At 38.6% G+C, this 26,377-nt stretch carries 25 protein-coding genes; 13 read left to right on the top strand and 12 right to left on the bottom strand.

Annotation, left to right across the window (positions count from 1 at the left end; all coding sequences use genetic code 11):
* The 8 genes from K348_RS0113450 to K348_RS0113415 all read left to right on the top strand — a co-directional run bounded on the left by K348_RS0113450 (position 1) and on the right by K348_RS0113415 (position 7,583).
* Entirely contained in the window at positions 1 to 1,548 is a 1,548-nt protein-coding gene (locus K348_RS0113450; protein ID WP_081852572.1) for a RagB/SusD family nutrient uptake outer membrane protein, read from the top strand.
* Between the two features lie 35 nt (positions 1,549 to 1,583).
* Complete coding sequence (locus K348_RS0113445) at positions 1,584 to 2,249, top strand: hypothetical protein (RefSeq protein ID WP_029905564.1); 666 nt, start codon at positions 1,584 to 1,586, stop codon at positions 2,247 to 2,249.
* A gap of 18 nt (positions 2,250 to 2,267) precedes the next feature.
* On the top strand, positions 2,268 to 3,341 hold the full coding sequence (locus tag K348_RS0113440) for a DUF5007 domain-containing protein (RefSeq protein WP_029905561.1): 1,074 nt from the start codon (positions 2,268 to 2,270) through the stop codon (positions 3,339 to 3,341).
* A 17-nt stretch (positions 3,342 to 3,358) separates the two neighbouring features.
* The gene (locus tag K348_RS0113435) at positions 3,359 to 4,501 is read left to right on the top strand and encodes a discoidin domain-containing protein (RefSeq protein WP_197027663.1); all 1,143 of its coding nucleotides are present in this window, start codon (positions 3,359 to 3,361) and stop codon (positions 4,499 to 4,501) included.
* Between the two features lie 300 nt (positions 4,502 to 4,801).
* Positions 4,802 to 5,719 (top strand): aspartate carbamoyltransferase, encoded by a 918-nt coding sequence (gene pyrB / locus K348_RS0113430; protein WP_029905558.1) that lies wholly within the window; start codon positions 4,802 to 4,804, stop codon positions 5,717 to 5,719.
* 14 nt (positions 5,720 to 5,733) lie between these two features.
* Positions 5,734 to 6,195 (top strand): aspartate carbamoyltransferase regulatory subunit, encoded by a 462-nt coding sequence (locus K348_RS0113425; RefSeq protein ID WP_029905555.1) that lies wholly within the window; start codon positions 5,734 to 5,736, stop codon positions 6,193 to 6,195.
* Positions 6,192 to 6,755, top strand: coding sequence for a flavin reductase family protein (locus K348_RS0113420; RefSeq protein ID WP_029905553.1), 564 nt, complete (start codon positions 6,192 to 6,194; stop codon positions 6,753 to 6,755). Before K348_RS0113425 ends, K348_RS0113420 begins: the two co-directional genes overlap by 4 nt.
* Before the next feature lie 3 nt (positions 6,756 to 6,758).
* The gene (locus K348_RS0113415; protein WP_029905551.1) at positions 6,759 to 7,583 is read left to right on the top strand and encodes a VanW family protein; all 825 of its coding nucleotides are present in this window, start codon (positions 6,759 to 6,761) and stop codon (positions 7,581 to 7,583) included.
* A gap of 8 nt (positions 7,584 to 7,591) precedes the next feature.
* Here the strand turns inward: K348_RS0113415 and K348_RS0113410 are convergent, their stop codons facing one another.
* The 4 genes from K348_RS0113410 to serS all read right to left on the bottom strand — a co-directional run bounded on the left by K348_RS0113410 (position 7,592) and on the right by serS (position 11,429).
* The gene (locus tag K348_RS0113410; protein ID WP_029905549.1) at positions 7,592 to 8,350 is read right to left on the bottom strand and encodes an MBL fold metallo-hydrolase; all 759 of its coding nucleotides are present in this window, start codon (positions 8,348 to 8,350) and stop codon (positions 7,592 to 7,594) included.
* Positions 8,351 to 8,370: 20 nt separating this feature from the next.
* Positions 8,371 to 9,297, bottom strand: coding sequence for an SPOR domain-containing protein (locus tag K348_RS0113405; RefSeq protein WP_029905547.1), 927 nt, complete (start codon positions 9,295 to 9,297; stop codon positions 8,371 to 8,373).
* A 233-nt stretch (positions 9,298 to 9,530) separates the two neighbouring features.
* Positions 9,531 to 10,055 (bottom strand): SPOR domain-containing protein, encoded by a 525-nt coding sequence (locus K348_RS0113400; RefSeq protein ID WP_029905545.1) that lies wholly within the window; start codon positions 10,053 to 10,055, stop codon positions 9,531 to 9,533.
* Between the two features lie 102 nt (positions 10,056 to 10,157).
* Complete coding sequence (gene serS, locus K348_RS0113395) at positions 10,158 to 11,429, bottom strand: serine--tRNA ligase (RefSeq protein ID WP_029905544.1); 1,272 nt, start codon at positions 11,427 to 11,429, stop codon at positions 10,158 to 10,160.
* Positions 11,430 to 11,898: 469 nt separating this feature from the next.
* On the opposite strand from serS, the gene K348_RS0113390 reads away from it, so the two are divergent.
* The 3 genes from K348_RS0113390 (at position 11,899) to K348_RS0113380 (ending at position 15,123) form a co-directional block, all read left to right on the top strand.
* Positions 11,899 to 13,362: a hypothetical protein gene (locus K348_RS0113390; RefSeq protein ID WP_156032888.1), complete on the top strand. Its 1,464-nt coding sequence runs from the start codon at positions 11,899 to 11,901 to the stop codon at positions 13,360 to 13,362.
* Between the two features lie 120 nt (positions 13,363 to 13,482).
* Positions 13,483 to 14,295, top strand: coding sequence for a LiaI-LiaF-like domain-containing protein (locus tag K348_RS0113385; RefSeq protein WP_029905542.1), 813 nt, complete (start codon positions 13,483 to 13,485; stop codon positions 14,293 to 14,295).
* Between the two features lie 12 nt (positions 14,296 to 14,307).
* Positions 14,308 to 15,123 (top strand): LytTR family DNA-binding domain-containing protein, encoded by an 816-nt coding sequence (locus K348_RS0113380; protein ID WP_029905541.1) that lies wholly within the window; start codon positions 14,308 to 14,310, stop codon positions 15,121 to 15,123.
* A gap of 79 nt (positions 15,124 to 15,202) precedes the next feature.
* On the opposite strand, the gene eco is transcribed toward K348_RS0113380, so the two are convergent.
* Positions 15,203 to 15,697 (bottom strand): serine protease inhibitor ecotin, encoded by a 495-nt coding sequence (gene eco, locus K348_RS0113375; protein WP_029905539.1) that lies wholly within the window; start codon positions 15,695 to 15,697, stop codon positions 15,203 to 15,205.
* 508 nt (positions 15,698 to 16,205) lie between these two features.
* Here eco and metG point away from each other — a divergent pair.
* Positions 16,206 to 18,248 (top strand): methionine--tRNA ligase, encoded by a 2,043-nt coding sequence (gene metG, locus K348_RS0113370; protein ID WP_029905537.1) that lies wholly within the window; start codon positions 16,206 to 16,208, stop codon positions 18,246 to 18,248.
* A gap of 156 nt (positions 18,249 to 18,404) precedes the next feature.
* On the opposite strand, the gene K348_RS0113365 is transcribed toward metG, so the two are convergent.
* The 5 genes from K348_RS0113365 to K348_RS19205 form a co-directional block, all read right to left on the bottom strand.
* The gene (locus tag K348_RS0113365) at positions 18,405 to 19,367 is read right to left on the bottom strand and encodes a M28 family metallopeptidase (RefSeq protein WP_029905535.1); all 963 of its coding nucleotides are present in this window, start codon (positions 19,365 to 19,367) and stop codon (positions 18,405 to 18,407) included.
* Between the two features lie 3 nt (positions 19,368 to 19,370).
* Entirely contained in the window at positions 19,371 to 20,372 is a 1,002-nt protein-coding gene (locus K348_RS0113360; RefSeq protein WP_029905533.1) for a M28 family metallopeptidase, read from the bottom strand.
* A gap of 2 nt (positions 20,373 to 20,374) precedes the next feature.
* Positions 20,375 to 20,788, bottom strand: coding sequence for a DUF1634 domain-containing protein (locus tag K348_RS0113355; protein WP_029905531.1), 414 nt, complete (start codon positions 20,786 to 20,788; stop codon positions 20,375 to 20,377).
* 4 nt (positions 20,789 to 20,792) lie between these two features.
* Positions 20,793 to 21,641 (bottom strand): sulfite exporter TauE/SafE family protein, encoded by an 849-nt coding sequence (locus tag K348_RS0113350; RefSeq protein ID WP_036930558.1) that lies wholly within the window; start codon positions 21,639 to 21,641, stop codon positions 20,793 to 20,795.
* A gap of 233 nt (positions 21,642 to 21,874) precedes the next feature.
* Positions 21,875 to 22,054 (bottom strand): hypothetical protein, encoded by a 180-nt coding sequence (locus K348_RS19205; RefSeq protein WP_156032887.1) that lies wholly within the window; start codon positions 22,052 to 22,054, stop codon positions 21,875 to 21,877.
* 472 nt (positions 22,055 to 22,526) lie between these two features.
* Between K348_RS19205 and K348_RS0113345 the strand changes: the two genes are divergently transcribed.
* Positions 22,527 to 23,018: a glutathione peroxidase gene (locus K348_RS0113345; RefSeq protein WP_369793899.1), complete on the top strand. Its 492-nt coding sequence runs from the start codon at positions 22,527 to 22,529 to the stop codon at positions 23,016 to 23,018.
* A gap of 60 nt (positions 23,019 to 23,078) precedes the next feature.
* On the opposite strand, the gene K348_RS0113340 is transcribed toward K348_RS0113345, so the two are convergent.
* Both K348_RS0113340 and K348_RS18840 read right to left on the bottom strand, forming a co-directional pair.
* The gene (locus tag K348_RS0113340) at positions 23,079 to 23,471 is read right to left on the bottom strand and encodes a hypothetical protein (RefSeq protein WP_029905525.1); all 393 of its coding nucleotides are present in this window, start codon (positions 23,469 to 23,471) and stop codon (positions 23,079 to 23,081) included.
* 48 nt (positions 23,472 to 23,519) lie between these two features.
* On the bottom strand, positions 23,520 to 26,321 hold the full coding sequence (locus K348_RS18840; RefSeq protein WP_156032886.1) for a hypothetical protein: 2,802 nt from the start codon (positions 26,319 to 26,321) through the stop codon (positions 23,520 to 23,522).
* Positions 26,322 to 26,377: the final 56 nt, after the last annotated feature.

Below are 26,377 nucleotides of genomic sequence, written 5' to 3'. Positions count from 1 at the left end.
ATGAAAACAAGAATAATATTATACATTTTTGCTTTATCCATGCTATTAAATACAGGTTGTAAACTTGACTATGACCCGCTGGGTGATGCATATGGCCAACAAGTATGGAGCACAGCCAAAGGATGCGAACAAATGTTATCCGGTGCATACTCGAGGCTGCGAAAAGTCTTAATAATGGACAATCCGATGTATCTTTATGGCGACCTGCCGGCAAGTACATTGCTCATGAATAATAATTATGTAAAGAAGCAAGTTGTCGAAGGTAATTATGTAGGTTCCTATATAGCATCTTACAACTGGCTCGACTGGACTTCCTATTTCCAGGTAATCAATACAACAAACACACTCTTAAGACATCTTAACGATGTTCCTTTATCCGATTTTGATTCGTCGGAAGATGAAGCCATTAAGAAACGTGACAGGATCAGGGGAGAAGCATATTTTCTCTATGCTTATACTTATTTCCATATGGTTCGTATCTACGGAGATTTACCATTAGTTCAGGAATCGTTCGAAAGTGTAGAACAAGGGCTCGACGACGGGAATACAATTCCCCGTATTCAATCATCGGAAAAAGAGGTATTGCAGTTTATACTTAAACCTATCGACGCTTCCATATCTTTACTAACATACGATAAAAAGGGCGATGATAAATGGGCAGTACAGGCAGACCGAGCAGCAGCCCTGACGCTGAAAGCACATACTTTACTATGGCTGGCCAGGGACTTGAACAACAGCACTGAAGACTTTACTAAATATGTCAGTGAAGCGGAAAAATGTCTGGATATCGTCATGAATCAGAGCAACCGTACATTAGTAAATTATGACAATCCTGATAACGTGGAGAATATGTTTGACGGACAATCGAGTGAAGGTATTTTCGAACTACATATTTCAGTTGCCGATAATGAATCGTATCGCATAAACGGAACCAGTAAGGATCCTATACATACCGTAACATGGACGGATGCAAGTAAGGAGACATTAAACAGTATAGACGACTATATAACTCTGGATCCGGCTAAAGCATTGATGTTATATCCATCTGCCGATAAAAGAAGAAACTTATTCTTCCAAAACTTTGGTAACCAAACCGATGATACTTATGCGCCTCCTTTCATGTTGAAATATGCAGCACACGTACAGGAAGACCCTAGCGATTCAAAATATTATTTCGCTAATTCCAATGTATTAATATTCAGGCTTTCCGATTGTATTTTACTACGAGCTGAAGCTTTAACAAAATTAGGAAGGCACGGACAGGCCAAAGATCTTCTGAATCTGATTCGTGAAAGGGCTGGTATTGGAAAATATATAGGAAGCAATAGCAATCTGATAAAAGAAATATTCGAAGAACGCGCTCGTGAATTAGTAGGTGAAGGACATAGCGCATATGACCGTATCAGGAATGATTATTGGGATGGCAATGATTTTATGTCGGAGGAGCGCAAAGCTAAGAAAGGTTATTACTGGCCTGTAGATATACAAAGATTACAATCTGCAAATACATCATTATATCAGGTTCCATACTGGGTTGGTAAATTGTAAGGTGTAGATTAGATAACTTAAATAATTATTGACATATGAAAAAATATATATTATCACTCATTTTAATTGTTGCAGTAGTTTCCTGTGTAGACGATGACTACAAACTGGATGGAGGTACATCTTCACCGTATGTAAACATGTCGACTTACGACTTCCTTGCTTCAAATCATCTCTTCGATACTCTGGTAATGGCTATCGACAAAGCCGGACTTAAAGATGTAGTAAACAGCGATGTAACCTTCTTCGTAACCACACATTTTTCATTTCGTAAATACATTGACGTAATGACAGTGAGAGGACGGGCAAAATACAATGAGCCTAATTATAAATACCAGTTCGACAGCATACCAGTCGATGTGTTACACGACTCTTTATCAATGTACATTTATCCCGGCAAAATAGAAAGGCACAACATGAGTAAAGAAGGGGAAGTACTCACAAATGCAATCGGTACACAGCTGAGAATATCACTCGAACCGGGTGATGACTATACCGGAGACGGTAAACCACTGGTAGAAAAACCTGAATTTGTGTTCCTCACTTACAAACGTGGTAATTACTGGGACGAATGGGATGCCAAGAATCTCCCGGCTACGGAAATTGATACTAAAGATCGCATTCAGACGTCGGGCCTGATAAGCACAACGGGCATAATACACGTATTGCCAAACCAGCATACTTTATTCTTTACCAAAAACTAATGCCTAAAAAGAAAAAAGATGAAAAAGATTTATATACTATTATTTACGATAATTTTATTTAACAGTTGCGTAGAGGATATACCTGTAGGTTTCCTTAGCGATAATATTAGAATGCGTGAAGACACAATGGAAGTTGTGAAAGGGCTTTATGTAGTGTCCGGCATTCCGATGATAGACGGCTCCACACAGCCGTTGAAATTCGAGATATTAAGGGTTAAAGACCTGAATACAGGGAAAGACGCTCCGGAGTTCTTTAAGAATTATTCCGTCAAACTATGGAAATCTCCTTATAATCCTGATATGGATAGCACAATGGAGCTGGTAAATAAAAAATTATATGCGAAGGAAGTACCTCCTATCGAGATAAACCCGGGTAGCGGACAAATTGCTTTCAATGGAGGAACGCAATATATAGACGGAGAGCTGTATGGTGTGGATATAAAGGTTTCGAATGAGTCTGATAGCAAAGAATACACAAATTACGGAAAAATCAAATTTGTTTATCGGCCTTGGGAAGACGCTAACAACTTCGGAGAATGGATATACGGGATAGTTGCTTCCGAACCGGGGAAGAACTATACTATTGAAAATAGAAACCCACTTCCGCCGGATGAAAAAGTACAGGTACATAACAATACGCATCCAAGATTCCACATCGAAAAAGTTGCCGAACGCGACGATGTTAAAATCAAGTTGACATTCTACGATTGTAATGACAATCCATTCCCTGGTAAAGCGATAAACAGGGAGCCAAGCGGATCCAGCTATAGAAATTCATGGTTTGATAATTCTATTGAAACAGAATATCTGGATGACGGTGTCATTTTCAATTTCCCTACTGTTCCTTATCCGATATATGGAAGGCAGGATCCGGGAGGGGGCAGAAACTCTATTTCTTTGTCATACTACCAGCTACACCCATCTTATTATACTGTAACAGACGAGGCTCAGGCATTAGCCGACGAATTTGCAGCAAGAGAAGGATTAACCTTCAGTGGTATAAACCTGCATGTAAAAATAGTGTATCAGATAAATGAGCCGGGAGAATGGCACGTAAAAGTTAAATTCCGTCATGCAAAAATTAAAAAATAATTATTATGTATATCGACATGAAAATAAAATATATCCTATTGATCGTTTTATTAACGGGATTCTTTTGTACCGGATGTAACGATGACGATGATGATTTAGTTACCGGAGGGATAGTTGAAATTCCGGAAAAGCTACAGGAAGGAACATATGAGGCAGAAATACAGAATTTCAAAATAACACCCAGCCTCAATATCCTGACTTTGTCATGGAATGCTCCTGCCAATACTGAAGATCTTGACGGCTATGTGGTAGAATGGCAGGGCAGTAATGTGGATAATACATTATATACGCAGGTAATAGGTAAAGATAAAACCTCCTATACAATCGGCCATGTATATAATGAACTATATAAAGTTACGGTGAAATGTATTTCTACGGGACTGGCTTATTCTACCGGAGTCGACGAGGATATCATGCCTACATTAGACAATGTACCTCCGGGGAAAGTTGAAGATCTGGAAATGAGCATCTTTGCAGTATCTGTGGCATTGAACTGGAAAAACCCTACCGACGGAGATTTTGACAAAATATTTGTAAAAGCTATAGATAAGGCCACTAATCAGGAAGTATTTTCTGCTGAACTACAGACGAATGTCACCAATTACATGCTGGAAGGATTGGAAGAAACTACGGAATATAAAGTACTGGTTATCACTCAGGATTATAATGGAAATCAGAATTCTTACGAGAGTGAAATAAAGACACTCACAGAGGTGCAAATAGATAAATTAGCAAAACCATGGACGATTCTCGACTTCTCTTCAGAAGAAAATGGAGGTGAAGGACCAGATAATGGTCATGCAAAACATGCAATCGATAATGATAACGGAACATTCTGGCATTCCAACTGGAGTAGCGGATCGTCTCTGCCTCAATGGATTGTCTTTGACATTCATCAGGAAGTATTGCCGACAGTTCTCATAAGCTTCAGACGTAATGGTAACGGAGGTTCGCAATCTATAGTAAAAGTAGAAGGTAGCTTGGACAATGCTACATGGTATGATTTCGGAACATTCAACGTTGATCCTAATAGCGATGCCGGACAGAACTGTGTACTGAAAAATCCACAAAAAGCACGCTATTTCAAGTATACTGTTATTTCATCAAGCAGTGGATATGCTATGATACGAAATATTGAACTTAAAGCATTAGTAGAATAAAAGGCCTACTATTTGATTTGTTGATTATGAAGATGAGGCGGTATCCTAAAGATACCGCCTCATTTTATTAAATTATATATATTATGAGATATATCTCAAAAAAAGTGCCTATATTTGAACCTGAAAAAAGGATTGTTATGAATAGAAGTTTTATACGCAGACAGTATTTAATACCTGAAGACAATCTGTTTATTTATTGCATCAATATTAGAATTTAAATATATATCCTCGGAAAAGTTTTCTTTTTCGGGGATTTTTTTGATATAACAGTTAAAATCTCACTATATAATAAGAGAAGCTATGTGTAAAAAAAGTCTGGTATCTATTACTGATTATTCCAAAGAAGACATTCTGAGAATCCTGAATCTGACGAAGAAATTTGACGAGAACCCCAACAGGCGATTGCTCGAAGGCAAAGTCTGCGCCACTCTGTTTTTCGAACCGTCGACCCGTACGCGCCTAAGTTTCGAAACGGCTGTAAACAGACTTGGCGGTCGTATCATTGGCTTTTCTGATGCCGCCACCACCAGTTCATCGAAAGGCGAAACACTCAAAGATACCATAGCCATGGTAAATAATTACGCTGATATTATCATCATGCGGCACCACCTCGAAGGGGCTGCCCGCTATGCTTCGGAAGTATCGGCAATACCAATTATCAATGCCGGAGACGGGGCTAACCAGCATCCTACACAGACCATGCTCGACCTCTATTCGATCTTTAAGACTCAAGGTACTTTAGATGACCTTACAATAACAGTGGTAGGAGATTTGAAATACGGCCGCACGGTACACTCCCTGATAATAGGAATGTCGCATTTCAATCCGACTTTCAACTTCGTAGCGCCCGAAGAACTGAGGTTGCCTGAAACTTATAAAAACTTTTGCGATTCACACGGCATAAAATACCACGAGTATGTCGATTTCTCTCCTGAAGTAATCAACAGTGCCGACATTATATATATGACCAGAGTTCAGCGGGAACGTTTTACTGACCTCATGGAGTATGAAAAAGTGAAGAACATATATATCCTCCGCAAAGATATGATAAGCGAAACCAAGGAGAATATGAAGATACTGCATCCGCTTCCCCGTGTAAATGAAATCCAGCAGGATGTGGACGACAGTCCCAAAGCATATTACTTCGAACAGGCAAAAAATGGTGTATTCACCCGCGAAGCCGTTATCTGTGATGCATTAAATATTAACGTCGATTAAAGGAACAACACAATATGAAAGGACAAAGAAGAGAATTACAAGTAGCTGCACTTTGCAACGGAACAGCAATCGACCATATCCCGTCAAGCGTTGTTTTCAAAGTAGTATCTTTACTGGAACTCGAGAAAATCAATAATCCGATCACCATAGGTAACAATCTCGAAAGTAAGAAAATGATTAACAAAGGAATCATTAAGATCTCCGATAAATTCTTTGAAGAGGAGGTTATCAATAAAATAGCCCTTATTGCACCCAATGTAGTTCTCAATATTATAAAAGATTATACTGTCGTTGAGAAAAAGAGAGTGATTCTCCCACAAAAAATCAAGGGTATAGTAAAATGTAATAATCCGAAATGTATCACTAATAATGAACCTATGCCGACTAAATTTGATGTGATAGACAGTGAGAAGATAGTACTGCAATGCCATTACTGTAGTGTTAAGATAAACAAGGACGAAATTATCCTGAAATGAAACAAGACTGGAAACCGGGAACATTAATCTATCCCCTGCCTGCAGCCATGATAAGCTGCGGAAGCAATCCCGATGAATATAACATCATAACATTAAGTTGGCTGGGCACTATCTGTACAAATCCGCCTATGTGCTATATTTCGGTACGCCCTGAAAGACATTCCTATAATATCATAAAGAAGAATATGGAATTTGTCATTAACATCACCACCGAAGAGTTAGCACATACAACCGATTGGTGTGGTGTGAGATCAGGAAAAGATTTCAATAAGTTCGAGGAGATGAAGCTCACCCCCGGCAAAGCATCCATCGTTAAAGCACCCATTATAGAAGAATCACCGTTGAGCATAGAATGCAGGGTGAAGGAAATAATGAGCCTAGGGTCGCATGATATGTTCATTGCCGATGTAGTGAATGTAAAAGCCGATGATAAATATATAGACAAGGCAACCGGAAAATTCAATCTCGAAGATGCGCGGCCTATTGCCTATTCGCATGGAGAATATTATAAGATGGGGGAGAATATCGGGCATTTCGGGTGGAGTGTGAAAAAGAAATAGTGTATGTCTGATCAACGCAAACTACTCAGCCAATATCATCCTGTCCTATATTTCCTAGCTGTATGGATGAGGAGGATAAAACGATACGGCGAGTGGAATCTCGACGGATATAAATATACATCGCTTCGAACCTCGGACAAACTCCCATTCAGGGTTAAAAAACATCAGTCCGTTCTTATCCGTAAGCTGGGCGATAGCGATATGCAATTGCAGGTAAATAAGGTTAGGAATCTGAGTATTGGCATTGAACAAATCAATGGAATAATAATAAAGCCGGGTGAGACTTTCTCTTTTTGTAAACTGGTAGGATTGCCTACCCGCCGCAAAGGTTATGTTGAGGGTATGGAACTTTCTTTCGGCAAGGCCCGCCCCGGAATAGGGGGAGGATTGTGCCAGATAGCCAATCTGATACATTGGATGGTGATGCACAGTTCATTAACCATAACGGAGAGGCATCATCACTCGTTCGATCCTTTTCCCGATTGTGGACGGGTTCTCCCTTTTGGCAGCGGAGCTACTGTATTCTACAATTATGGCGATTATCGTTTTACAAACAATACGCCCCATACTTTCCAGATCAACCTGTGGTTAACGGAGAAATGCCTTGAAGGAGAGTTGCGTATAGATAAGGAACTGGATTATGCCTATCATGTGTTTGAGAAAGAGCATGAGTTCCTGAAAATAGGGGATGAGTTTTACCGTAAGAATGAGATATGGCGTAACAAGATCCTGAAATTTGAAGGAGGCAGAATAATTGACACTGAGCTATTGACGAAGAACTTTGCCCGTGTAGCTTATATTCCCGATAATTATACTATAAAGGAATAACTAAGTTTTTATACCTCTATTTCCAACCCGTCATACGAAAGGAAAACATTAGGAGGCAATGTCTTTTCTACGTCGGCATGCAGCCCCATCCGATGAGACATATGGATAAAATAAGTCCTACGTGGAGCTATCTTCCTTACTTCCTCCAATGCCTGAGCGACATTGAGATGAGACAGATGCTCACTCATATGTAACGCATTTATAACCAACACATCAAGGTTCCTCAGTTTTTGATACTCGCTATCCGGTATGGATTTTACATCTGTCAAGTAAGCAAAACTACCTATCCGGTAACCGAATATCGGCAGCATATAATGCATAATATCGATAGGCTGGATCTCTACTCCCTTAATACGGAAAGTTGAATTACTGTTTACTTCGTGCAGTCTAAAAAGCGGCACACCGGGATATTTATGTTCTATAAAGGAATAAGGTATACGTGTCCTCAATGCATCTGCCGTTATGCTGTTAGTATATATATCCACATCAGAGAACCTACAGAAAGGGCGTAAATCGTCCAATCCGCCTACATGGTCGTAATGCTCATGGGTGAGCAACACTCCGTCGATAGGGGCAAATTCTTCATTTATTATTTGCTCTCTGAAGTCGGGCCCGCAATCGAGCAACAACCTTACGTCACCTGTATTAATTAAGACAGACACCCGCAGGCGTCTGTCTTTTATATCATTCGAAGTACATACCGGGCATTTACATCCGATTTCAGGAACTCCCGTAGATGTTCCCGTTCCTAAGAACTTTACTTTCATTCTATCAATGTTATCTCCTTTTATTTATTGATGTTTAATATCCATAAATCATCAAGCGGAACTCCGAAACGACTCACCCTCCTTGTTTTCGAAACACCTTCCACATAATATTTGTACACTTCTTCGAGCTTCTGGATTGCTTCCGCTTCTGTCTGGAAACTACCCAATAGAGCCAAGTACAAATTTGTATCAGTCTTTACGACTATAGAATGTTCTCCCAAACTGTTGAACGTCCTTTTAATATAATTAGCATTGTTCAGATTCCTGAAAGAACCCAAAACAATTGCATACTTTTTCAGATAAGGCTGTTCTGTCTGGTCAACAAGTTTAACATTCATCGACCTGAACAGTTTCCAGTCAGCTTCATTAAGTTCCCTGAATGGAGTCTTAGCCGGAGAAGAAGTTATAGAAGGTGCATTTGGCACCGGTATTGACGGCCTTCTTGATGCCGGAGCCGTACCCATTGCTATTATGGTAGTATGTTCCGACACTTCTGTTGGCTCGGCCGGGGTTTCTTCTGCAGTTTCCGGTACAGCACTAGTTCTTTTTATAAATTTTATTCCCTTTATTTTCGGGTCTAACATTCCTTTTCCTATATCCGGATCCCTATCGAGCGTTTCAACACTGCCAAATAAAGCTTCCGATGCAGAAGACTGTGGATCGAGCTCCAGCGTTACAACCGGATGCAATATAGATTTTCCGCCCTGCATTATATCTGTCACGCCAACCATATTATTCATTACAGAATCCAACTGGCCTACAGTAATTGTATCTATTATGACATCAGGATCTTGTATTACGTTTGCCCGCACTGGTTCCAACGCATTATACTTGTTTACGGATTTATAAAATCCTTTATAACCTTTATCTTTATTTTGCTGAGATTTGCATGGTAAAGCAAGGAAGATAAAAACCAGTAGTAAAGTTGTGTAATTCGAAATTTTCATAAAATAATGTGTTTTGTGCCAATAATTATTGCGTGCTTATCTACCATTCAACATACAAAGATAAAAAAATAAAAATGAAACAACACTCTTGCACAAAGAAAGTTAGCAAGATTTAAACTTTTAACTATCAAACATTTAAGACGATCGATATTAAGATACCCGTTGTATCATAAAAAAGAGAGGATGAAAATCACCCTCTCTTTTTGTAATATTTTGATATATAACCGAATATATTAATATTCTCTCTGAAGTATCCACCAGTCGTTAAATGGAATACCATATTTTGCTTTCAGAGTAGCAGCATCTCCCATTTCGGCGTATTTCTGCAGAATTTCATTCTTTTTAGCAACAGCCTGATCTTTAGAATCGTAGCTTGCTATGATTACACGGTACATTCCCTGCTCGTTGCGGGCAAGTATTACACTATATCCGTCATTTCCGAATCTTTCTTTCAGTGATTCTGCACCCGGTTTCATCGCCATTGCAGCTATTACCACACTGTAAGCTTTAAGGCCCGAAGCATCGCTTTCGTAAACAGGAGTAACCTTTTCTTTCCTCACAGATTCGTTAGAGCTTGAATATGTAGGTGTTGTCGCCGGTTTAGATACTGCCGATGAATTATCTGTAGTATTTTCTTCCACTTCTCTTTCTTTCGCAGCCTCATAAACAGACTTATAAGCACTTTGTTTCGGCTTACACGATCCAAAACCTATAATGCAGGCAAGAGCCAATCCGATTCCAATTAATTTTTTATTCATAACTTTTGTATAATTATATCGTAGTTTTAACAATTAACGCAAATTTAATATATTAAGTATATAAAATAACAGTTTCGCTTAGCAAATAGTTCCTTTTTCACTTTAATTAATAAATTCAAATCCCGTATACGGTATCAATGCCTTAGGAATTCGAATTCCATCTGCCGTCTGGTTATTCTCCAGTAAAGCAGCTACAATGCGCGGAAGAGCCAATGCACTGCCGTTCAAAGTATGTACCAATTGTATCTTTTTATCTGCATCGCGGTAACGGCATTTAAGGCGATTGGCCTGAAAGCTCTCGAAATTCGATACCGAGCTGACCTCAAGCCACCTTTGCTGAGCTGCGGAATACACCTCAAAATCGAATGTAAGAGCGGATGTAAAACTCATATCGCCGCCACAAAGACGAAGTATACGCCATGGTAATTCCAACTCTTCAACAATAGTTTGCACATATGCAACCATTTCTTTCAGAGACTCATATGAATGTTCCGGCTTATCGATGCGTACTATTTCTACTTTATCGAACTGGTGTAGGCGGTTTAACCCTCTAACATCTTTACCATACGAACCTGCCTCGCGGCGAAAACATGCGGAATAGGCTGTATTTTTAACAGGTAAGTCCTTTTCTTCGAGTATAACATCCCTGTATATATTTGTAACCGGTATTTCAGCTGTAGGTATCAGATAAAGATCATCGACAGTTGCATGATACATCTGCCCTTCCTTATCGGGTAAATTGCCCGTACCATAGCCCGAGGCGGCATTCACTACATATGGCGGCTGTATTTCCAGATAACCTGCATCACGCGCTTTATCTAAGAAGTAGTTAATCAATGCCCTTTGCAAACGCGCACCTTTTCCCTTATAAACAGGGAAGCCTGCACCTGATATTTTCACTCCGAGTTCAAAATCGATCAAATCATATTTTTTTGCCAAATCCCAGTGAGGAAGTGCATCTTTACCCAAATCAGGAACTTCACCTCCGGTTCTTTCCACAACATTATCTTCGGCTGTACGTCCTTCCGGAACTTCATCTGCAGGCAAATTCGGTATTAATAATAACAAGTCCTGCAAGTCCTGCTCTGCCTGACGCAAAGCATCTTCTAATGTTTTATTTTGATTCTTCAGTTCGGATACCTTGTTCTTTGCAGCCTCAGCTTCGGATTTCTTCCCTTCCTTCATCAGTTGTCCGATATGCTTGGACAGACTGTTGGCCTCGGCAAGGCTTGCATCTAAAGTTGTCTGCGTCTTTTTTCTCAGTTGGTCCAGTTCCAATACCTTTCCAATAATCTCTTGTGCTTCGAAATGCTTTTTAGCAAGTTTCTTTATAATCAGTTCAGGATATTCACTAATCGTTTTTAGCGTCAACATATATCTGTTTATTATTTTAAGATGCAAAGTTAAAAATATTTTAAGTCTCTTCTCTATTTGTTGTCATTCTTTTTAGTTAAGGTTAATCCTATGCAAGATAAAAACACATCAGGATATATCTCTTCGCCTTATTTCCTGATAATTTTCATACATTTGTCTAATAATAAATGATTCCGAACGGACAATGATTGCAATAATTGTATCTTGGATTATAATTTTTTTCATCCTGTTTTCTGCAGGTGATTTTATATCCTATTTATATAAGCTGATTTGTAAAAGCAATGGAGACTATTCCATAACTGATCGTTTTCTGATAGGTATGTGTGCAATACTAATCCCATTATCAGCCACATCATTATTTATTCCGTCAAATCATTATGTATTGTTCGCATTCGCGGGATTAGCTTTGACATACTGGCTGTGGAGAAGAAAGCATTTTGTTGAGACTTTAAAAAATATTTTTTCAAAAATGCGAAGCTTATCTGTAATTCAACTGATAATAATAGGATTAGCCATATTTTCTATTCTCGTTCTGTGCCTGTATTCATCCTTTCTTACTTTCGACCCTAATTATTACCATTATCAGAATATCCGCTGGAATGAGGACTTTGCTGTTATTCCGGGCTTGGGAAACTTTGAAGACAGGCTTGGCTTTAATTCCAATTATCTTTTACTAAGTTCGATTTTCACCTTACGGTTTATTTTCGGTCAGGCTATTTATGGACTGCAAAGCACATTAGCCGTTATTCTGGTTGTATGGATATTATACGAAACAATAAAGAGTGGTTTTGAATTAAAGCGCATAATTTTATTAGCATTATATTTCCTACTATTTTATTTTTCGAGGGAAGCAATAGCCGATACTTCAACCGATACGATTCCCAATCTGGCGGTTTTCTATCTGATGTCGAGCCTGATATTATATCCTGCCAATTTAAAAAATAAACCGTTGTTGTATGTCTTTGTGCTCATATCGCTAATAACATTTAAGCTGCTCTTTACACCTCTGTGCCTAATAAGCTTGTATGTAATTTACCTACTGATTAAAGATAAAAAGTATAAAGAGGTTTCTTTTCTGCTTATAGCTTCAGCTACAATCGTTATTCTCTGGCTAATTCGGAATGTTATTATTACAGGATATCTCATTTATCCGTTGGGCGAGCTCGACTTATTTTCCTTCGACTGGAAAATGCCTGCTTATGTTGTAGAAAAGCAACGGGAATATATTTCTGTAATAGCAAATGGTGGATTCGATTATGCTATTCCTCATTATTTCGAAGACTTTATGAAGTCTAACCCATTGCTCTCGTGGACTACATATTTCTTTCTTTCGGTAATATCTGTTTTTGTAGTGTTGTTCTTTTATATACGTAAGAGAGGAAAGACAAATTCATCTTTATATTTCGTATTCCTTATATTATGCATAAATACGATTTACTGGTTGTTGACAGCCCGTGATTTCAGGTTTTGTGCAGGAGTATTATTCTCCATGATCTTTTTTGCTGCAGCATTACTGATTAAAGAAAATTCAAAAACGGGAAGTAAGGTTGGTACTCTTATAATTTCCATATCGGCACTTCTATTATTCCTTTCTTTTGCCAAATCGGGTAGTCAATATTATCATGCTCTGAAAGGCCGTAACATCGATAATTTTGTATCTGTTATGCTGACTGCTCCGTATTCTGAAAACTACAAAATGGAAGATTCCCGCATCTTTAAAGAGACATCCTACGGCAGAGGCTTTGAAATTATCCCGTATAAAATGAACGATAGTATTACGGTCTTCATTACCACTCACCGCAACGGCTCGTGCTTTGATGTATTCCCGTGTACGGGCGATGCGTCAATTGCCAAAGAATGGAAGATGCAGGATATAAAAAAAGTAGAAGCCAGAGGAAATAAATTACAGGACGGATTCAGGCCGAAAAAATAATAGGCTTATAGTCAATTTGTATTGTACTCGTCGACTAATAAGACGTGTTCGTCGATTTTTCGTTGCAGGCAATTGTATGTAAGCATACTTTTGTAACAAAAACCCATAAAAACAATCGTCATGGAAAAAGATTTTAAAGATAAACACTTATTTAAAAGAGGTAGGGATAATGGAAGTGGCTTTGCTATACTACTTATATTTATCGGCGGATTATTTCTGTTATTCAATCTGAATATTATTTCTGCCGAATACCGGCCGATACTTCTGTCGTGGCAGATGCTCCTGATAGGTATCGGAGTATGGAGTTTGTTGAAAAGGAATTATAGCGCCGCCATAATACTGATTGCAGTCGGAGGATTCTTTATTTATCCCAGACTATGCCATATATTGCCTGAATATTTTACGTGCGTCGATATCGATTTCAAAACATACTGGCCTGTTTTGCTTATTATCGTCGGGGCATGTTTAGTACTTAGCCGTATTATTCCCTCTTCACGAAAAAGAAACGAGCATGATCACCCATATGAACAAATAGACTACGCCCACAGATCCAAATCGGCAAATAGTGAAAATAATTCTTCGGATTATAACGAAGCTGCTTATGTAGATAAAAATGTAATGTTCGGATCGGCAGAACAAATTGTACTTTCCCGGAACTTCAAAGGCGGTGAAGGCAATGTGATGTTCGGCGAATTGATTATCGATCTCCGAAGAGCGCAATTATCCGATATGCCGGGTGTACTTGAAGCTAATGTAATGTTCGGCAGCATAGTAATCTATATACCGTCAGATTGGGACGTAGAGCTAAAAAGTAACTCTATCCTGGGTTCTTTCGAAGATAAGCGTTATCGCTCCGGTAATATAGCCGAAGGCAGTCCATGCCTTATAATCAAAGGTAGTGCCATGTTCGGCAGCGGTGAAATAAGAAATTAAGAATACGGCAAAATGAAAAACCGCCAATTGATATATATACATATATTCATCGCATTGGCAGCGGCCGTTATTCTCTTTATCTGTTTCAAACCGCTGATAAATGTACCCGAATATATATTGATAACTGATTCTGCCGTATCCGGAATAGCCTTATCGGGATTATTGCTTCTGCTAAGAAATGCAGCAAAATATGTACATTTCACCTCACTGCCGGCAAAACAGCAATTTATCAACTACGGGGCAATGGCTATCCTGTTTGTGGCCTGCTGGATAGGAGTAGAATATCTCGCTCTCTATCTGTCATTTCCCGAAAATGAATGGATATTTCTGACATCTGTTATACCTTCCCGTATTGTTATAGGATTGTTGGTGTACAGCCTGACGATAGTAATATTCACACGACTGAATAATACTGAGGAGGAAATCATTTCGGATACTGCAAATGAAGTTGAAACCCCGGAAGATAAATCTGATACACAAGAGTTGGAAAACATCGAAATACTCGAACGCATCGCTGTCAAAAACGGGCAAAAAATAGATGTTGTGTTGATATCCGAAATCATCCATCTGCAGGCCGAAGGCGACTATGTAATGATACATTCCACCAAAGGAAAATACCTGAAAGAGCAGACGATGAAATCATTCGAAAGCAGCCTCCCAACGGATAAATTCGTACGGGTACACCGTTCGAGCATTGTGAATGTAGAATTTATCTCACAGATTGAATTATTTGATAAGCAAAGCCAGTTATTGAAACTCAAAAACGGCAATCAGGTACGGATAAGCCTTAGCGGATACAAGACATTGAAGAAAACACTGGGATTATAAAAAATAAAGAAGTGAAGACTCTCCAAATATAAATGTGAGAATCTTCACTTCGTTCAACATGACAAAATATTATAAAAACTTATTTCTGTTCCGAGCTTTTTTCTTTCTCGGCTTTCCAAATTCTGTATTTTACTTCATATCCCTGAGGAGCATAGACCACAATCGGTAATTTACTGTTGTAACGGACTATTTGTGTCTGACCACTTACGAATCTGTTTTCGTTAGGTTTGTTGCATGCCATCATTGTAGAACGTGTCTGACCATTCGATTTGAATTCGTAATATGTATATCCCCACCCTTGCAAGTCTTTTTCTTCAAGTTTACCCATAAGAGTATGGTGATTGCAGTCTACACTCATCACCTTGCCCGGAATAATCTCTACCTTATAAAGGGATTCGTCCGATTTCTTTTTCAACTCTATCACGTGCCTTACCATGCCTACCTCAGCCTGAGGAAACGGCTCAAGTGCTTTTGCCCTGTCCTCTTTTTTATCCTGTGCATTCACCGATGCAGAAAACGATACTAATACAACGGCTGATAATAACCCAAGCATAGTTTTTGTAAATTTCTTCATTTCTTTATTTATTAAATTAATAACCTACAATCTTTATTTAACCTTTATCTTATAGATGAATGAAAAGTTAAAAAGCTGCTTCGCTTTAGATTTAGTAACATTTGATTGGAAGGATTTGTTTTGTGGATTTAGTGTTATATAGCAAAGAGAAGTTTATCTATATTGGAAGGTAAATTATTATCGGACAGATCTTTGAAATCTTATATAGCCAAACAGAATCACGGAAAATAAAAAAAGTAATAAATGTGTTACTTTTGTTATCTTTTACGAATTCAGTTCTTTGCAAGAAACATAGTTATCTGATAACTCCTGACTGATAACTGATATTTCCGTTACCTTTGTTACTTTTTAACTAAACATAGTTAATTTATGTAAACAAATAAAATTAAAAAGACTTATATCTTACTTATTTATGTGGTAAACTCATAACTCATAACATATAATTCATAACTAAAATAATTATCTTTGCATCCTGATATTCAAAGAGGAAAATATAAACAGATACTATATGACTAAAAAATTCAACAGAACCCTTGTTACATCGGCCCTACCCTATGCCAACGGCCCTGTACATATCGGCCATCTGGCGGGAGTTTATATCCCTGCCGACATTTATGTACGCTACCTGAGACTCAAAGGAGAGGAAGTAGTACATATCGGCGGTTCCGACGAACACGGGGTGCCTATCACTATACGTGCAAAGAAAGAGGGTGTGACGCCTCAGGATATTGTTGACAAATATCACACACTGATTAAAGAATCATTCGAAGAGTTCGGCATCTCTTTCGATATATATTCCCGTACAAGCTCGGAAATACATAAGAAAACGGCTTCGGATTTCTTCCTCAAACTATACGAAAAGGGTGATTTTGAAGAAAAGACAAGCGAACAGTATTTCGACGAAGAAGCGCAAATGTTCCTTGCCGACCGCTATATCATGGGTGAATGTCCGCATTGTGGCAATCCGAATGCATATGGTGACCAGTGCGAATCTTGCGGAACGTCACTTAGCCCGACAGACCTGAAAAACCCACGTTCGACTATCTCCGGCGCTACTCCTGTTATGCGTGAAACAAAACACTGGTATTTGCCACTGGATAAGCATGAAGCATGGCTGCGTCAGTGGATACTTGAAGACCATAAAGAATGGAAATCGAACGTGTACGGACAATGCAAATCATGGCTCGACATGGGACTTCAACCGCGTGCTGTAAGCCGCGACCTCGACTGGGGTGTGCCTATCCCGCTGCCGGATGCAAAAGGAAAAGTATTGTATGTGTGGTTTGATGCGCCTATCGGCTATATATCGAATACAAAAGAGTTGTTCCCGGACAGCTGGGAGAAATGGTGGAAATCGGAAGATACCAAGCTGCTCCATTTCATAGGAAAGGATAATATTGTATTCCACTGCATTGTGTTCCCTGCCATGCTGAAAGCAGAAGGCTCCTTTATTCTGCCGGAGAATGTTCCTGCAAATGAATTTCTGAATCTGGAAGGCGATAAGATATCCACTTCGCGCAATTGGGCGGTGTGGCTGCATGAATATCTGGCCGACTTTCCGGGACAACAGGATATCCTGCGCTACGTGCTCACGTCCAACGCTCCGGAAACAAAAGACAACGACTTCACTTGGAAAGATTTTCAGGCGCGAAACAATAATGAACTGGTAGCGATACTCGGTAACTTTATCAACCGCGCACTGGTACTTACTCAGAAATATTTCGATAATAAAGTACCGCAACTTCATGAGTTGAACGACTACGATAAGGAAACCCTTAAAGAGTTTGCGGGTGTAAAACAAGTAATCGAATCATATCTCGATACATTCCGTTTCCGCGATGCCCTCAAAGAAGCTATGAATCTGGCACGTATCGGAAACAAATATTTAGCTGATACTGAACCGTGGAAAGTAGCTAAAACAGATATGGAACGTGTGGCGACAATCATGAATATATCGCTGCAGATAACAGCGAATCTGGCTATTGTTTTCGAACCGTTTCTACCGTTCAGCGTGAAAAAAATCCGTCAGTTTATCAATATGGATAATCTTACATGGGAGCAACTCGGTAGAATAGACTTATTGCCTGCCGGACATCAATTGAACCCATCGGAACTGCTGTTTGCCAAGATAGAAGACAAAACAATAGATAAGCAGGTTCAGAAGCTACTCGATACTAAAAAGGCAAACGAGCAGGCTGTAGAGGTAAAAGTGGCTCCGCAAAAGCCGAATGTTGCTTTCGATGATTTTGCCAAACTGGATCTACGGGTTGGTAAAGTATTGGAATGCATAAAGATGCCCAAAGCCGATAAGTTGCTGCAATTCACTATCGACGACGGTATGGGTGTACGCACGATTATTTCGGGTATTGCCGCATGGTATAAACCGGAAGACCTTGTAGGAAAACAAGTATGCTTTATTGCTAACCTCGAACCGCGAAAACTGAAAGGCGTGGAATCGCAGGGAATGCTTCTATCCGTGGAAGACAGCGATGGTACTCTTTCATTGATACAACCGCCGAAAGAAGTTACTCCGGGCAGCCAGATAGGATAAACAGATACTTTAATATAAAGAAAATACCAATGAGCGGTCAAGTTGCTTATTGGTATTTTTTTATGAAAAGTTTATCTATACTTATAGGAACAAGAGTTTCCCATTCTATATTTATAGAATAAAAAAATTATAATACGCTCTTTGAAAAATAATCAATTAAAAACTTTCAGCATTCGCCATATGCCATAAGTTGAGAAAAGCCAGTTTGGTAATATCCACTACTTTATCGTAATTGATTTTATCGGCTTCGTCACTCGGCTTGTGGTAATCAGGGTGAACATCGGTATTATAGAATATAACAGGTACTCCTTTTTGCATAAACGGCATGTGATCACTTCCACCCGGAGAACTGTTAAGAGACGGGAATTCCGGACTGAGTGTCAGATTGTAAGTCGCTATGTCATTTTCAATCCACTCTTTGAAGATAGGTTTACTGTTACTGATAAATGCAGCTACATGCGAACCGTCACCGTTTTTATCCCTTCCTATCATATCACAATTGATATAGGCTTTTATCGGAATGGAGGATACCAAAGGAATTGGAATATAACTCGCATGATCTTCGACAAAATGGAATGAACCAAGCAGTCCCATTTCTTCACCGTCCCAAAGCCCGAACATCACTGTGCGTTCCGGTTTTTGACCGCTTTCGATAAAAGCTTTGGCCACCTGCAGGACAGCTGCAACACCCGATGCGTTATCGTCTGCACCGTTGTAGATACTGTCACCGGCAATTTTACGCCCCACACCCACATGGTCGAAGTGAGCCCCTATCATTACTATTTCATCACTATTCTTTCCGGGAATATAACCTAAGACATTACGAAGTTTCAGACTGCTTCCGTCCGATGCCTGATGGTTTGTCGGAGAGAAGTCCTGATAATAGTTACCCCGCCAAGGTTTTACACCCATTTCCACTAACAGATTCTTCAGGTATTCTGCAGCTTTTATTCCTCCCAGTTGCCCACCCTTACGACCTTCGAGGCTGTCGCTGGCTAATATTGAGATATAAGTCTCGGCATCCTGCCTGTTTATAACATTTAATCCTTTCTCTATCGGAGATTGTGAATAACAACAAAGAGTTATTAACAGAAATAATGATGTAATAATGTATCTCATGTCTTAAAAGGTATTTAGGTTAGCCATATTCCACATATTGAGGAAAGAAGCCTTTGTTATATCTATCAGTTTATCCCAGTTTATACGCTCTGTGTGGTCACTCGGCTGGTGATAGTCGGGATGCCCGTCGGTATGATACCAGATTAGCGGAATATCCCGCTTGGCAAATGATGCATTATCACTTCCTCCAATTGGTTTATCCCATGGCCTGTAATCGGGTTTTAGTTTCAGGTTATACTTTGTAATATCATCCTTTAGCCACCTACCAAAATCGGAGTGAGATTCAGTATAGAAATACACGACATGCTCAGGATTAGATTCATTATTATTACGCCCAATCATATCGAAGTTGAGATATCCTTTTATGGATGAAACGAAAGGGCAATTGGCAACAAAATACTCCGAGCCGAGTAGTCCTAGTTCTTCTCCGTCCCAAAATGCAAAGATGACCGTTCTCTCGGGTTTCTCGTCACTTGCGATAAAGGCTTTTGCTATTTGTAATACAGCAGATACCCCTGAAGCATTATCATCGGCACCGTTGTATATGTTATCTCCGGCTAAGCTTTCATCCATTCCCAGATGGTCATAGTGGGCTCCGACAATAACATATTCATGCTTCCTTTTGCCTTCTATATAACCTAATACGTTTCTTAATTCGAGTTTTCTAAAAGCCTGTTCTCCTTTATATTTAACTATTGAATCGGGATGTACTGAAAATCGTGTGCGCTTTTGTCGTTCCCTGCTATATGCTTCAAAGGGTTGAAAATAGGAACTATTATTTAATGGCTTTATACCCATATCCTGCAAGACTGCCTTAATATATTCAGCAGCAATACAGTTACCCTGTTTGCCGGCTTCGCGTCCCTGCAGTGCATCATTTGCAAGAAGTCCGATATATGCTTCGGCACTCTGCCTGTTGATACTTGCCAGCCCCTTTTCCTTGGGATTCTGGGCAAAAGACGAAACAGGAATCAGTAAGAGCAGGCACAGTATAATCTTATTCATGGTCAATGTAATCCTAAAAGCATATTAGCTACAATAATACATAAAACTATCAAGGTAATCACTACATACATATAATCTTTTTCGATCAAAAAAGCTATAACGGAAAAAGCCACACGTAAGATAGGAGTAGCAATCAACACACACACACCCAGTTGGATAATAGCTGCACCGTCGAAAGTGAGTACACGAGGTATAATTGTTGTCAATTCCCGTAAATAATGTTCTACGCCCGGAAATGGTTGTCCGTCGGGCGTAGGGCTATAATGCGACATGGATATACCATGGTTCTGATAAACGTATATAATACCGCCAAAAAGCGTAATACCACAGGCTAGCATTACTCCATAGCGAAGCAACTTCCCAATAAGAAGCTCCATATCTCTTTCGGCCCAGAATTCCTTTGTAAATATATTCATCGTCTTAGAGTTTACCGGTTATACCATTATAGATCATAGATATTGCCAAGAAGAATATGACAACACTAAAGAGCAGACGCAATTTCTTTACATTCGTCCTCGGCAGTATCTTCGAACCGAAGAATGCTCCTAATAATACTCCCACGACAATAGGCATCGCCAATCCCGGGTCTATATATCCACGTTGCAGATAAATAACCGCACTTGCTGCTGCTGTCACTCCGACCATGAAATTACTGGTAGTAGTTGATACTTTAAATGGTATCTTCATCGCCGTATCCATCGCCAGAACTTTCAATGCTCCGGAACCAATACCTAACAAACCGGATAAGACTCCGGCAATTGTCATGAGTGAATATCCGCCAAGAACATTATGCACATTATACTTTTCAACTCCACCGCCTTTAGTGGGATAAGAGCCGTTGAGTTTCAACTTTACTCCAAGCTTATCACCGGGCGCCGCATAATCTATATTCTCTTCCTTTTTACTTATAGAACGTACAGCCGAGAATATCAAAACACATCCGAAAATGATAGCGATATATACTTTATCTAGATACATAGCCACTATCGCACCAATTACCGCTCCTGTTGTAGTCGCTATTTCGAGGAACATACCGATACGTACATTTGTAATACCTTCTTTGATATAGGCGGCAGCAGCACCGGAAGAGGTTGCTATAGAGGTAACCAACGCCGCACCGATTGCATAACGCATATCTACTCCAAATCCCAATGTAAGTAATGGGATTACTACAACTCCTCCGCCCAAGCCTGTCAACGATCCGATAAGACCTGCAACGCAGGCTCCGAAAAACAGAATGATGGAGAACACTTCTAAACTCAAATCCATTTCATTTACTTTTTAACTGCTGTAAAGTTACAACTTCATCTTATAAAGAAGGTAAACACGCGGAGATATTATACAGTTGAGCCTGTAAGTAAATTTTTATGCTATATAATACAAAAAGATGCACCGTCTATGATACATCTTGCCATGAATTTGATACCTGATTATAAAAACAGGTATTTTTTACATATATAATTATCTATATAAAGACAAAGGGACTGAAAGTATATTTGTCCTTATATTTTCTTAATAATTTGTGTTATGTCAACCAAACTAAAAGCTTCTCTGAAAATTCTTAGTATTTCCGAATATGTATTTGAATATTCCCGTTCCACTTCCAGACTATGGGTATCGAACGGACGACATTCATTAATTTTAGTCTCGGATGTACTTCCAATGTTATAAATCTTTCCCATAAACTTACTTTTTAATAGTTAATTACTATGATTACCAAATAAAATAAAACACAGTTATAACTTATTTTGAAACATATCTACTCTTCAAATTATTTATATATAGCACTATATAAACAAATATAACCATAAGATTATACTTTTCAAAACTTTTGATTCGAAAAATATAATATTCAAATACCATACATTTCAGTAAAATATAACAAATTAATTATCAATACATTAAAATAAGCAAACAAAGGCATTTAATGAATATAACAACTATTACCTTAGTTTCAGTAATTAACATTTGAAAGAATATTATTTATTATCGAAACAAAAATCGAAACTTTTCTTATTTAGCCATCTTAGATGTTCTTTATTATACTTAAAAACTTTATCTAAGTTCATTTGTTTATCTAATAGTCGGTTTAAAATTTAGAGAAACATGAAACAGCTTATTTTATCGCTTTTATTTAGCATAATCACTATCTCTATGGTACAGGATGACAAGACCCTATACGATTTTAAGGTAAAGGATATAGACGGGAAAGAATTTGATCTTTCGGCATTAAAAGGTAAGAAAGTCCTGATAGTTAATGTAGCTTCGAAATGTGGCTTAACTCCTCAATACACAAAGTTACAAGAATTATATGAGAAATATAAAGATAAGAACTTTGTAGTTATCGGATTCCCGGCAAACAACTTTAATGGGCAGGAGCCGGGGACAAATGAAGAAATCAAAACATTCTGTACATTAAATTACAATGTTTCTTTCCCTATGATGAGCAAGATCGATGTTGTAGGCAAAAATAAAGCGCCCATATATAAATGGCTTACAGAGAAGTCTGAAAATAAAAAGATGAATGCAGAAGTACAATGGAACTTTCAAAAGTTTATGATAGACGAAAACGGACATCTGGTCGATTTTGCTTCACCACGTGAAGATCCTTTCTCTGATAAAATAATAAAATGGATTGAGGAATAAAACGACAAAAGCATCCAGCTCTGTTACTGAATGCTTTTCCAATATATTTATATAGTTAATCTAAAAATTGTTCCGCTTTCTCGATGTAGTTACCCCCCGATATATCATATATAAAAACAATATGGATAAAACTATCGGTAAAGAAACGTCACCTACCGGAGCTCCCACATTACCCGGATTAGACCATTCGTCTTCGCCCGGAAGAAAAGGGTCCACCCAACTGCTAGATCTCGCCATAAAACCGCGGGCAGGTGCTGCCATTGCCGATGTTTGAGTATCACTGGCAATAGATCTCTTCTCTTTTTTCAAATATGAGGTGGAAGGTAATTCTTTAGTAACCATGACCGGAGCCGCAACATCAGAGACCTCGTCCGCATGCATATGCAGAGAAGGCAGAGTCATGAAGCTAAAGAACATCGCCCATAATAATATTATTCGTAGTTTCGTTTTCATCTATTCCTGTTTTTCGTACGCTTGCTTGTGTGTAATTATATATTCGTATTAGTTTTGTAAGTTCACGAATTTAACCGCATGGTTTCTCTTTCCTACTATTTTCGCGATATAAGTACCCAAATTTAGTGGTTTTACATATCGAAATTCTGTTCCTGTTTCAGTAGACAATAACTCATTTATTTTTGTCCGTCCCATTAAACGTCCCTGAACATCATAAATAATAACATCACTATTTATATCATTTTCATTCAGCCCTTTAATATAAAGTGTAAATTCTTTATTTTTGTAATAGCAATATATCTCCGATTCTTCATTGTTTATTATACCTTTACCCTCATCATAGAAACGGAGCACAAACCTATTGTCATTCAAATCTTTTTCTGTATCATTAGAAGCTTCGGAAACGAATGTATATTCCGTTTCAGGAGTTAATTCTATTGTTTTATTATCCATATATCTGTCAACCAGCCAAACACCAGGAACAGCCGCCACATTTTCCAGACCATAAAACTTAAGAGTCACTTCCTGTGTAGTTGCAGGAGGAACAAAGAATAAAGCAAGCTCTTTTGTCTTGGTGGGAATTCCATTACCAAGCAAGCTTACCTGATCTCCAATTGATTTTGTAAATACTATAGCTTTACTCTTTTCAAAAGATGTCTTTGTTGATTTGCCATTGATAACATCTTCATATCTTTCGAAATCTTCTGAGATACCTTTTCTTGTATCGTATACATCTTGTTTATTAAATCCTGGTAAAGCATTATCATTAAATACAATTGTCGTGCGGTCTGCTTTATCTGCGTTAGCAGCTTTTGCCTCCACTATAAACCAGTCCTTCATTATTTCATCATTATTACCGGAAGCTTTTGTTGAAGCACTTTTTGTAAAACGTGGAAATCCAAAAACTTGTAAAGCCGAATCTATCTTAATTTCAACTTCCCTACTTGTTTGTAAGCAGAACATCTGCATAGGCGCAATTACATGTGTCAATGGATTGATAGTTGTCACAACCGGCTTGCCTGGTCTGGAGTCCTGTATTTTAGCTTCAACATTAGAAGATCCTGCATCTCTACTAACAAAATCATAAGTAGTCTTATACCGATATACATTATCTTTTTTATCATATTTTACTAATGCATGATTTATTAACCAATATTTGGCCCGTATATCGGCAGTAGGAGCTTTAGATGATATAGTAACATTTTTGCTGGCTCCTGGAGGTGTAAATAATGTAGATTCAAATCCATTTAGAATATTAGCAGCTTCTGCCAGTTCAGGATATACATTACTTGAATTAGGACTTACCTCAAATCCTAATAATGGATTCAAGCTAATAGGCGCCATAAATGGATTACCTAAAAAGTTTAAACCTGCTTCTAACTTTACAACCACTGGAGTTGTATTAAATTTTTCCTGATCCATCAATTCATACCTTGACCTATTCTTATCTTTTCCATTCTTATCTTTTTCCATCCAACGTGAATTACTAAGTCCTTTCAACGGTCTGTTGGTCTTATTATATACGTTGTATGAAGATGATACAGGCTCTTTCGTTGTTGCATTAAATATATTCAAAGTATTATCATATAAGAAACGACTGAAGTTATCCATCCGCTGCTCTCCTGTAAGAAGCTCATCTTCCGGTACAGATAAATAATCTTGGAATACGCTTCTATTGAAGACATAACCACCTCGCGCACGTCTTTCATTAGATATACCAGTCAGATTATTATTCTCAAAGAAATCCCATCTATAATTAATATTTTCCGGTCCGGTTTTATGATCGGCATGGGAAACTTCCATACTCATAAAATATCCGCGACCACCCTGCATTCTAAAAAACGGATCGACGATAGGGCCTTCATATGATGTAATACTACCACCATTAGGCTTTGTTAACGTATGATAGAACATATAATCTGCTCCCAATTGCTCGAATGGAGGTGTAAATCCTGTGAGATAATTCCAACCTTCGCCCTGCACATGAGTATCCTCAGTCCTTAGAGAACCACCAAATGTATCTTCATGAGGCTCTGGTCTGTCTGAATTTTCATTTTTAAACAATCCATGATCACCTGCTGCGGTACCAGCTGCGGCAGGATCATAGTGATAATATTGCCAGTTTAGCTGGCTATAACGAGCTAAAGCCAATGGATCTCCTTTAGTTGCAGAATGTACATCATTTATTCTTACATGTGCACTGTTCATGCGATCAGTAGCATTTATGTCATATGATGCATTTATTGCAAAACGATTATCTTGGTCAGCACGGATATAATCGACAGACATAGCAACTGTTGTATCTACTACCAAATAGCCGGTCTTTCTCCAGTCGTCTAGATATCTATCACTCGCATCTTTTACTGGCTTACCTTTTTCTACACTAATAGTTGGGAAGTTTATCCAGTTTGTTTTTTTCTGCAAAGTTCTGCTCCATGTAGTACCTGTAGCATCGTCATTCGTTGCATAAATCCGCTGCAACGTTGCACTATCTCTATTAAGAGTAGTGCTCCATTGAGGCTTGCCAACAAACGCAATAACACCGTCATCCTCTACATTATCTTTCCCCACAAAAAGCTGAGGTGTCTCTTCCTCACTTATGCGAGCAGGATTTTTAGCATTAATAAAATCTTTTGTTATTTCCGTACGTCCTTTTTGCTTAATAGATGCTCCGGTAGCAAATTTTGCAGAACCATCTATATACAAAGCTGTAGAACCACTTTCTCCTTTTGTTCCTGTAGCCTTATACTGAACGTACATTTTACCCTTTGAATAAAATATCACATCCGATTGTCCTTTAACCAATAAAGGTAAGAGAAGTAATACGACTAATACTAATCGAAGTTTCATTATTGTAGTTTTATAAAAGTCAGTCAAAATCAATATGTTATCCTAAAATAAATAAT

Origin of the sequence: Prevotella sp. 10(H), from assembly GCF_000711235.1 — a bacterium.
Taxonomy (GTDB): Bacteria; Bacteroidota; Bacteroidia; order Bacteroidales; family Dysgonomonadaceae; genus Dysgonomonas.
Note: the sequence above shows the minus strand (reverse complement) of the source record. Positions and strands in the feature narration are given on the sequence as shown.

Excerpts from the sequence above, each read along its gene's own strand:
- K348_RS0113450 (WP_081852572.1), top strand. The coding sequence starts at position 1 with ATGAAAACAAGAATAATATTATACATTTTTGCTTTATCCATGCTATTA.
- K348_RS0113445 (WP_029905564.1), top strand. The coding sequence starts at position 1,584 with ATGAAAAAATATATATTATCACTCATTTTAATTGTTGCAGTAGTTTCC.
- K348_RS0113440 (WP_029905561.1), top strand. The coding sequence starts at position 2,268 with ATGAAAAAGATTTATATACTATTATTTACGATAATTTTATTTAACAGT.
- K348_RS0113435 (WP_197027663.1), top strand. The coding sequence starts at position 3,359 with ATGAAAATAAAATATATCCTATTGATCGTTTTATTAACGGGATTCTTT.
- pyrB (WP_029905558.1), top strand. The coding sequence starts at position 4,802 with ATGTGTAAAAAAAGTCTGGTATCTATTACTGATTATTCCAAAGAAGAC.
- K348_RS0113425 (WP_029905555.1), top strand. The coding sequence starts at position 5,734 with ATGAAAGGACAAAGAAGAGAATTACAAGTAGCTGCACTTTGCAACGGA.
- K348_RS0113420 (WP_029905553.1), top strand. The coding sequence starts at position 6,192 with ATGAAACAAGACTGGAAACCGGGAACATTAATCTATCCCCTGCCTGCA.
- K348_RS0113415 (WP_029905551.1), top strand. The coding sequence starts at position 6,759 with ATGTCTGATCAACGCAAACTACTCAGCCAATATCATCCTGTCCTATAT.
- K348_RS0113410 (WP_029905549.1), bottom strand. The coding sequence starts at position 8,350 with ATGAAAGTAAAGTTCTTAGGAACGGGAACATCTACGGGAGTTCCTGAA.
- K348_RS0113405 (WP_029905547.1), bottom strand. The coding sequence starts at position 9,297 with ATGAAAATTTCGAATTACACAACTTTACTACTGGTTTTTATCTTCCTT.
- K348_RS0113400 (WP_029905545.1), bottom strand. The coding sequence starts at position 10,055 with ATGAATAAAAAATTAATTGGAATCGGATTGGCTCTTGCCTGCATTATA.
- serS (WP_029905544.1), bottom strand. The coding sequence starts at position 11,429 with ATGTTGACGCTAAAAACGATTAGTGAATATCCTGAACTGATTATAAAG.
- K348_RS0113390 (WP_156032888.1), top strand. The coding sequence starts at position 11,899 with ATGCGAAGCTTATCTGTAATTCAACTGATAATAATAGGATTAGCCATA.
- K348_RS0113385 (WP_029905542.1), top strand. The coding sequence starts at position 13,483 with ATGGAAAAAGATTTTAAAGATAAACACTTATTTAAAAGAGGTAGGGAT.
- K348_RS0113380 (WP_029905541.1), top strand. The coding sequence starts at position 14,308 with ATGAAAAACCGCCAATTGATATATATACATATATTCATCGCATTGGCA.
- eco (WP_029905539.1), bottom strand. The coding sequence starts at position 15,697 with ATGAAGAAATTTACAAAAACTATGCTTGGGTTATTATCAGCCGTTGTA.
- metG (WP_029905537.1), top strand. The coding sequence starts at position 16,206 with ATGACTAAAAAATTCAACAGAACCCTTGTTACATCGGCCCTACCCTAT.
- K348_RS0113365 (WP_029905535.1), bottom strand. The coding sequence starts at position 19,367 with ATGAGATACATTATTACATCATTATTTCTGTTAATAACTCTTTGTTGT.
- K348_RS0113360 (WP_029905533.1), bottom strand. The coding sequence starts at position 20,372 with ATGAATAAGATTATACTGTGCCTGCTCTTACTGATTCCTGTTTCGTCT.
- K348_RS0113355 (WP_029905531.1), bottom strand. The coding sequence starts at position 20,788 with ATGAATATATTTACAAAGGAATTCTGGGCCGAAAGAGATATGGAGCTT.
- K348_RS0113350 (WP_036930558.1), bottom strand. The coding sequence starts at position 21,641 with ATGGATTTGAGTTTAGAAGTGTTCTCCATCATTCTGTTTTTCGGAGCC.
- K348_RS19205 (WP_156032887.1), bottom strand. The coding sequence starts at position 22,054 with ATGGGAAAGATTTATAACATTGGAAGTACATCCGAGACTAAAATTAAT.
- K348_RS0113345 (WP_369793899.1), top strand. The coding sequence starts at position 22,527 with ATGGTACAGGATGACAAGACCCTATACGATTTTAAGGTAAAGGATATA.
- K348_RS0113340 (WP_029905525.1), bottom strand. The coding sequence starts at position 23,471 with ATGAAAACGAAACTACGAATAATATTATTATGGGCGATGTTCTTTAGC.
- K348_RS18840 (WP_156032886.1), bottom strand. The coding sequence starts at position 26,321 with ATGAAACTTCGATTAGTATTAGTCGTATTACTTCTCTTACCTTTATTG.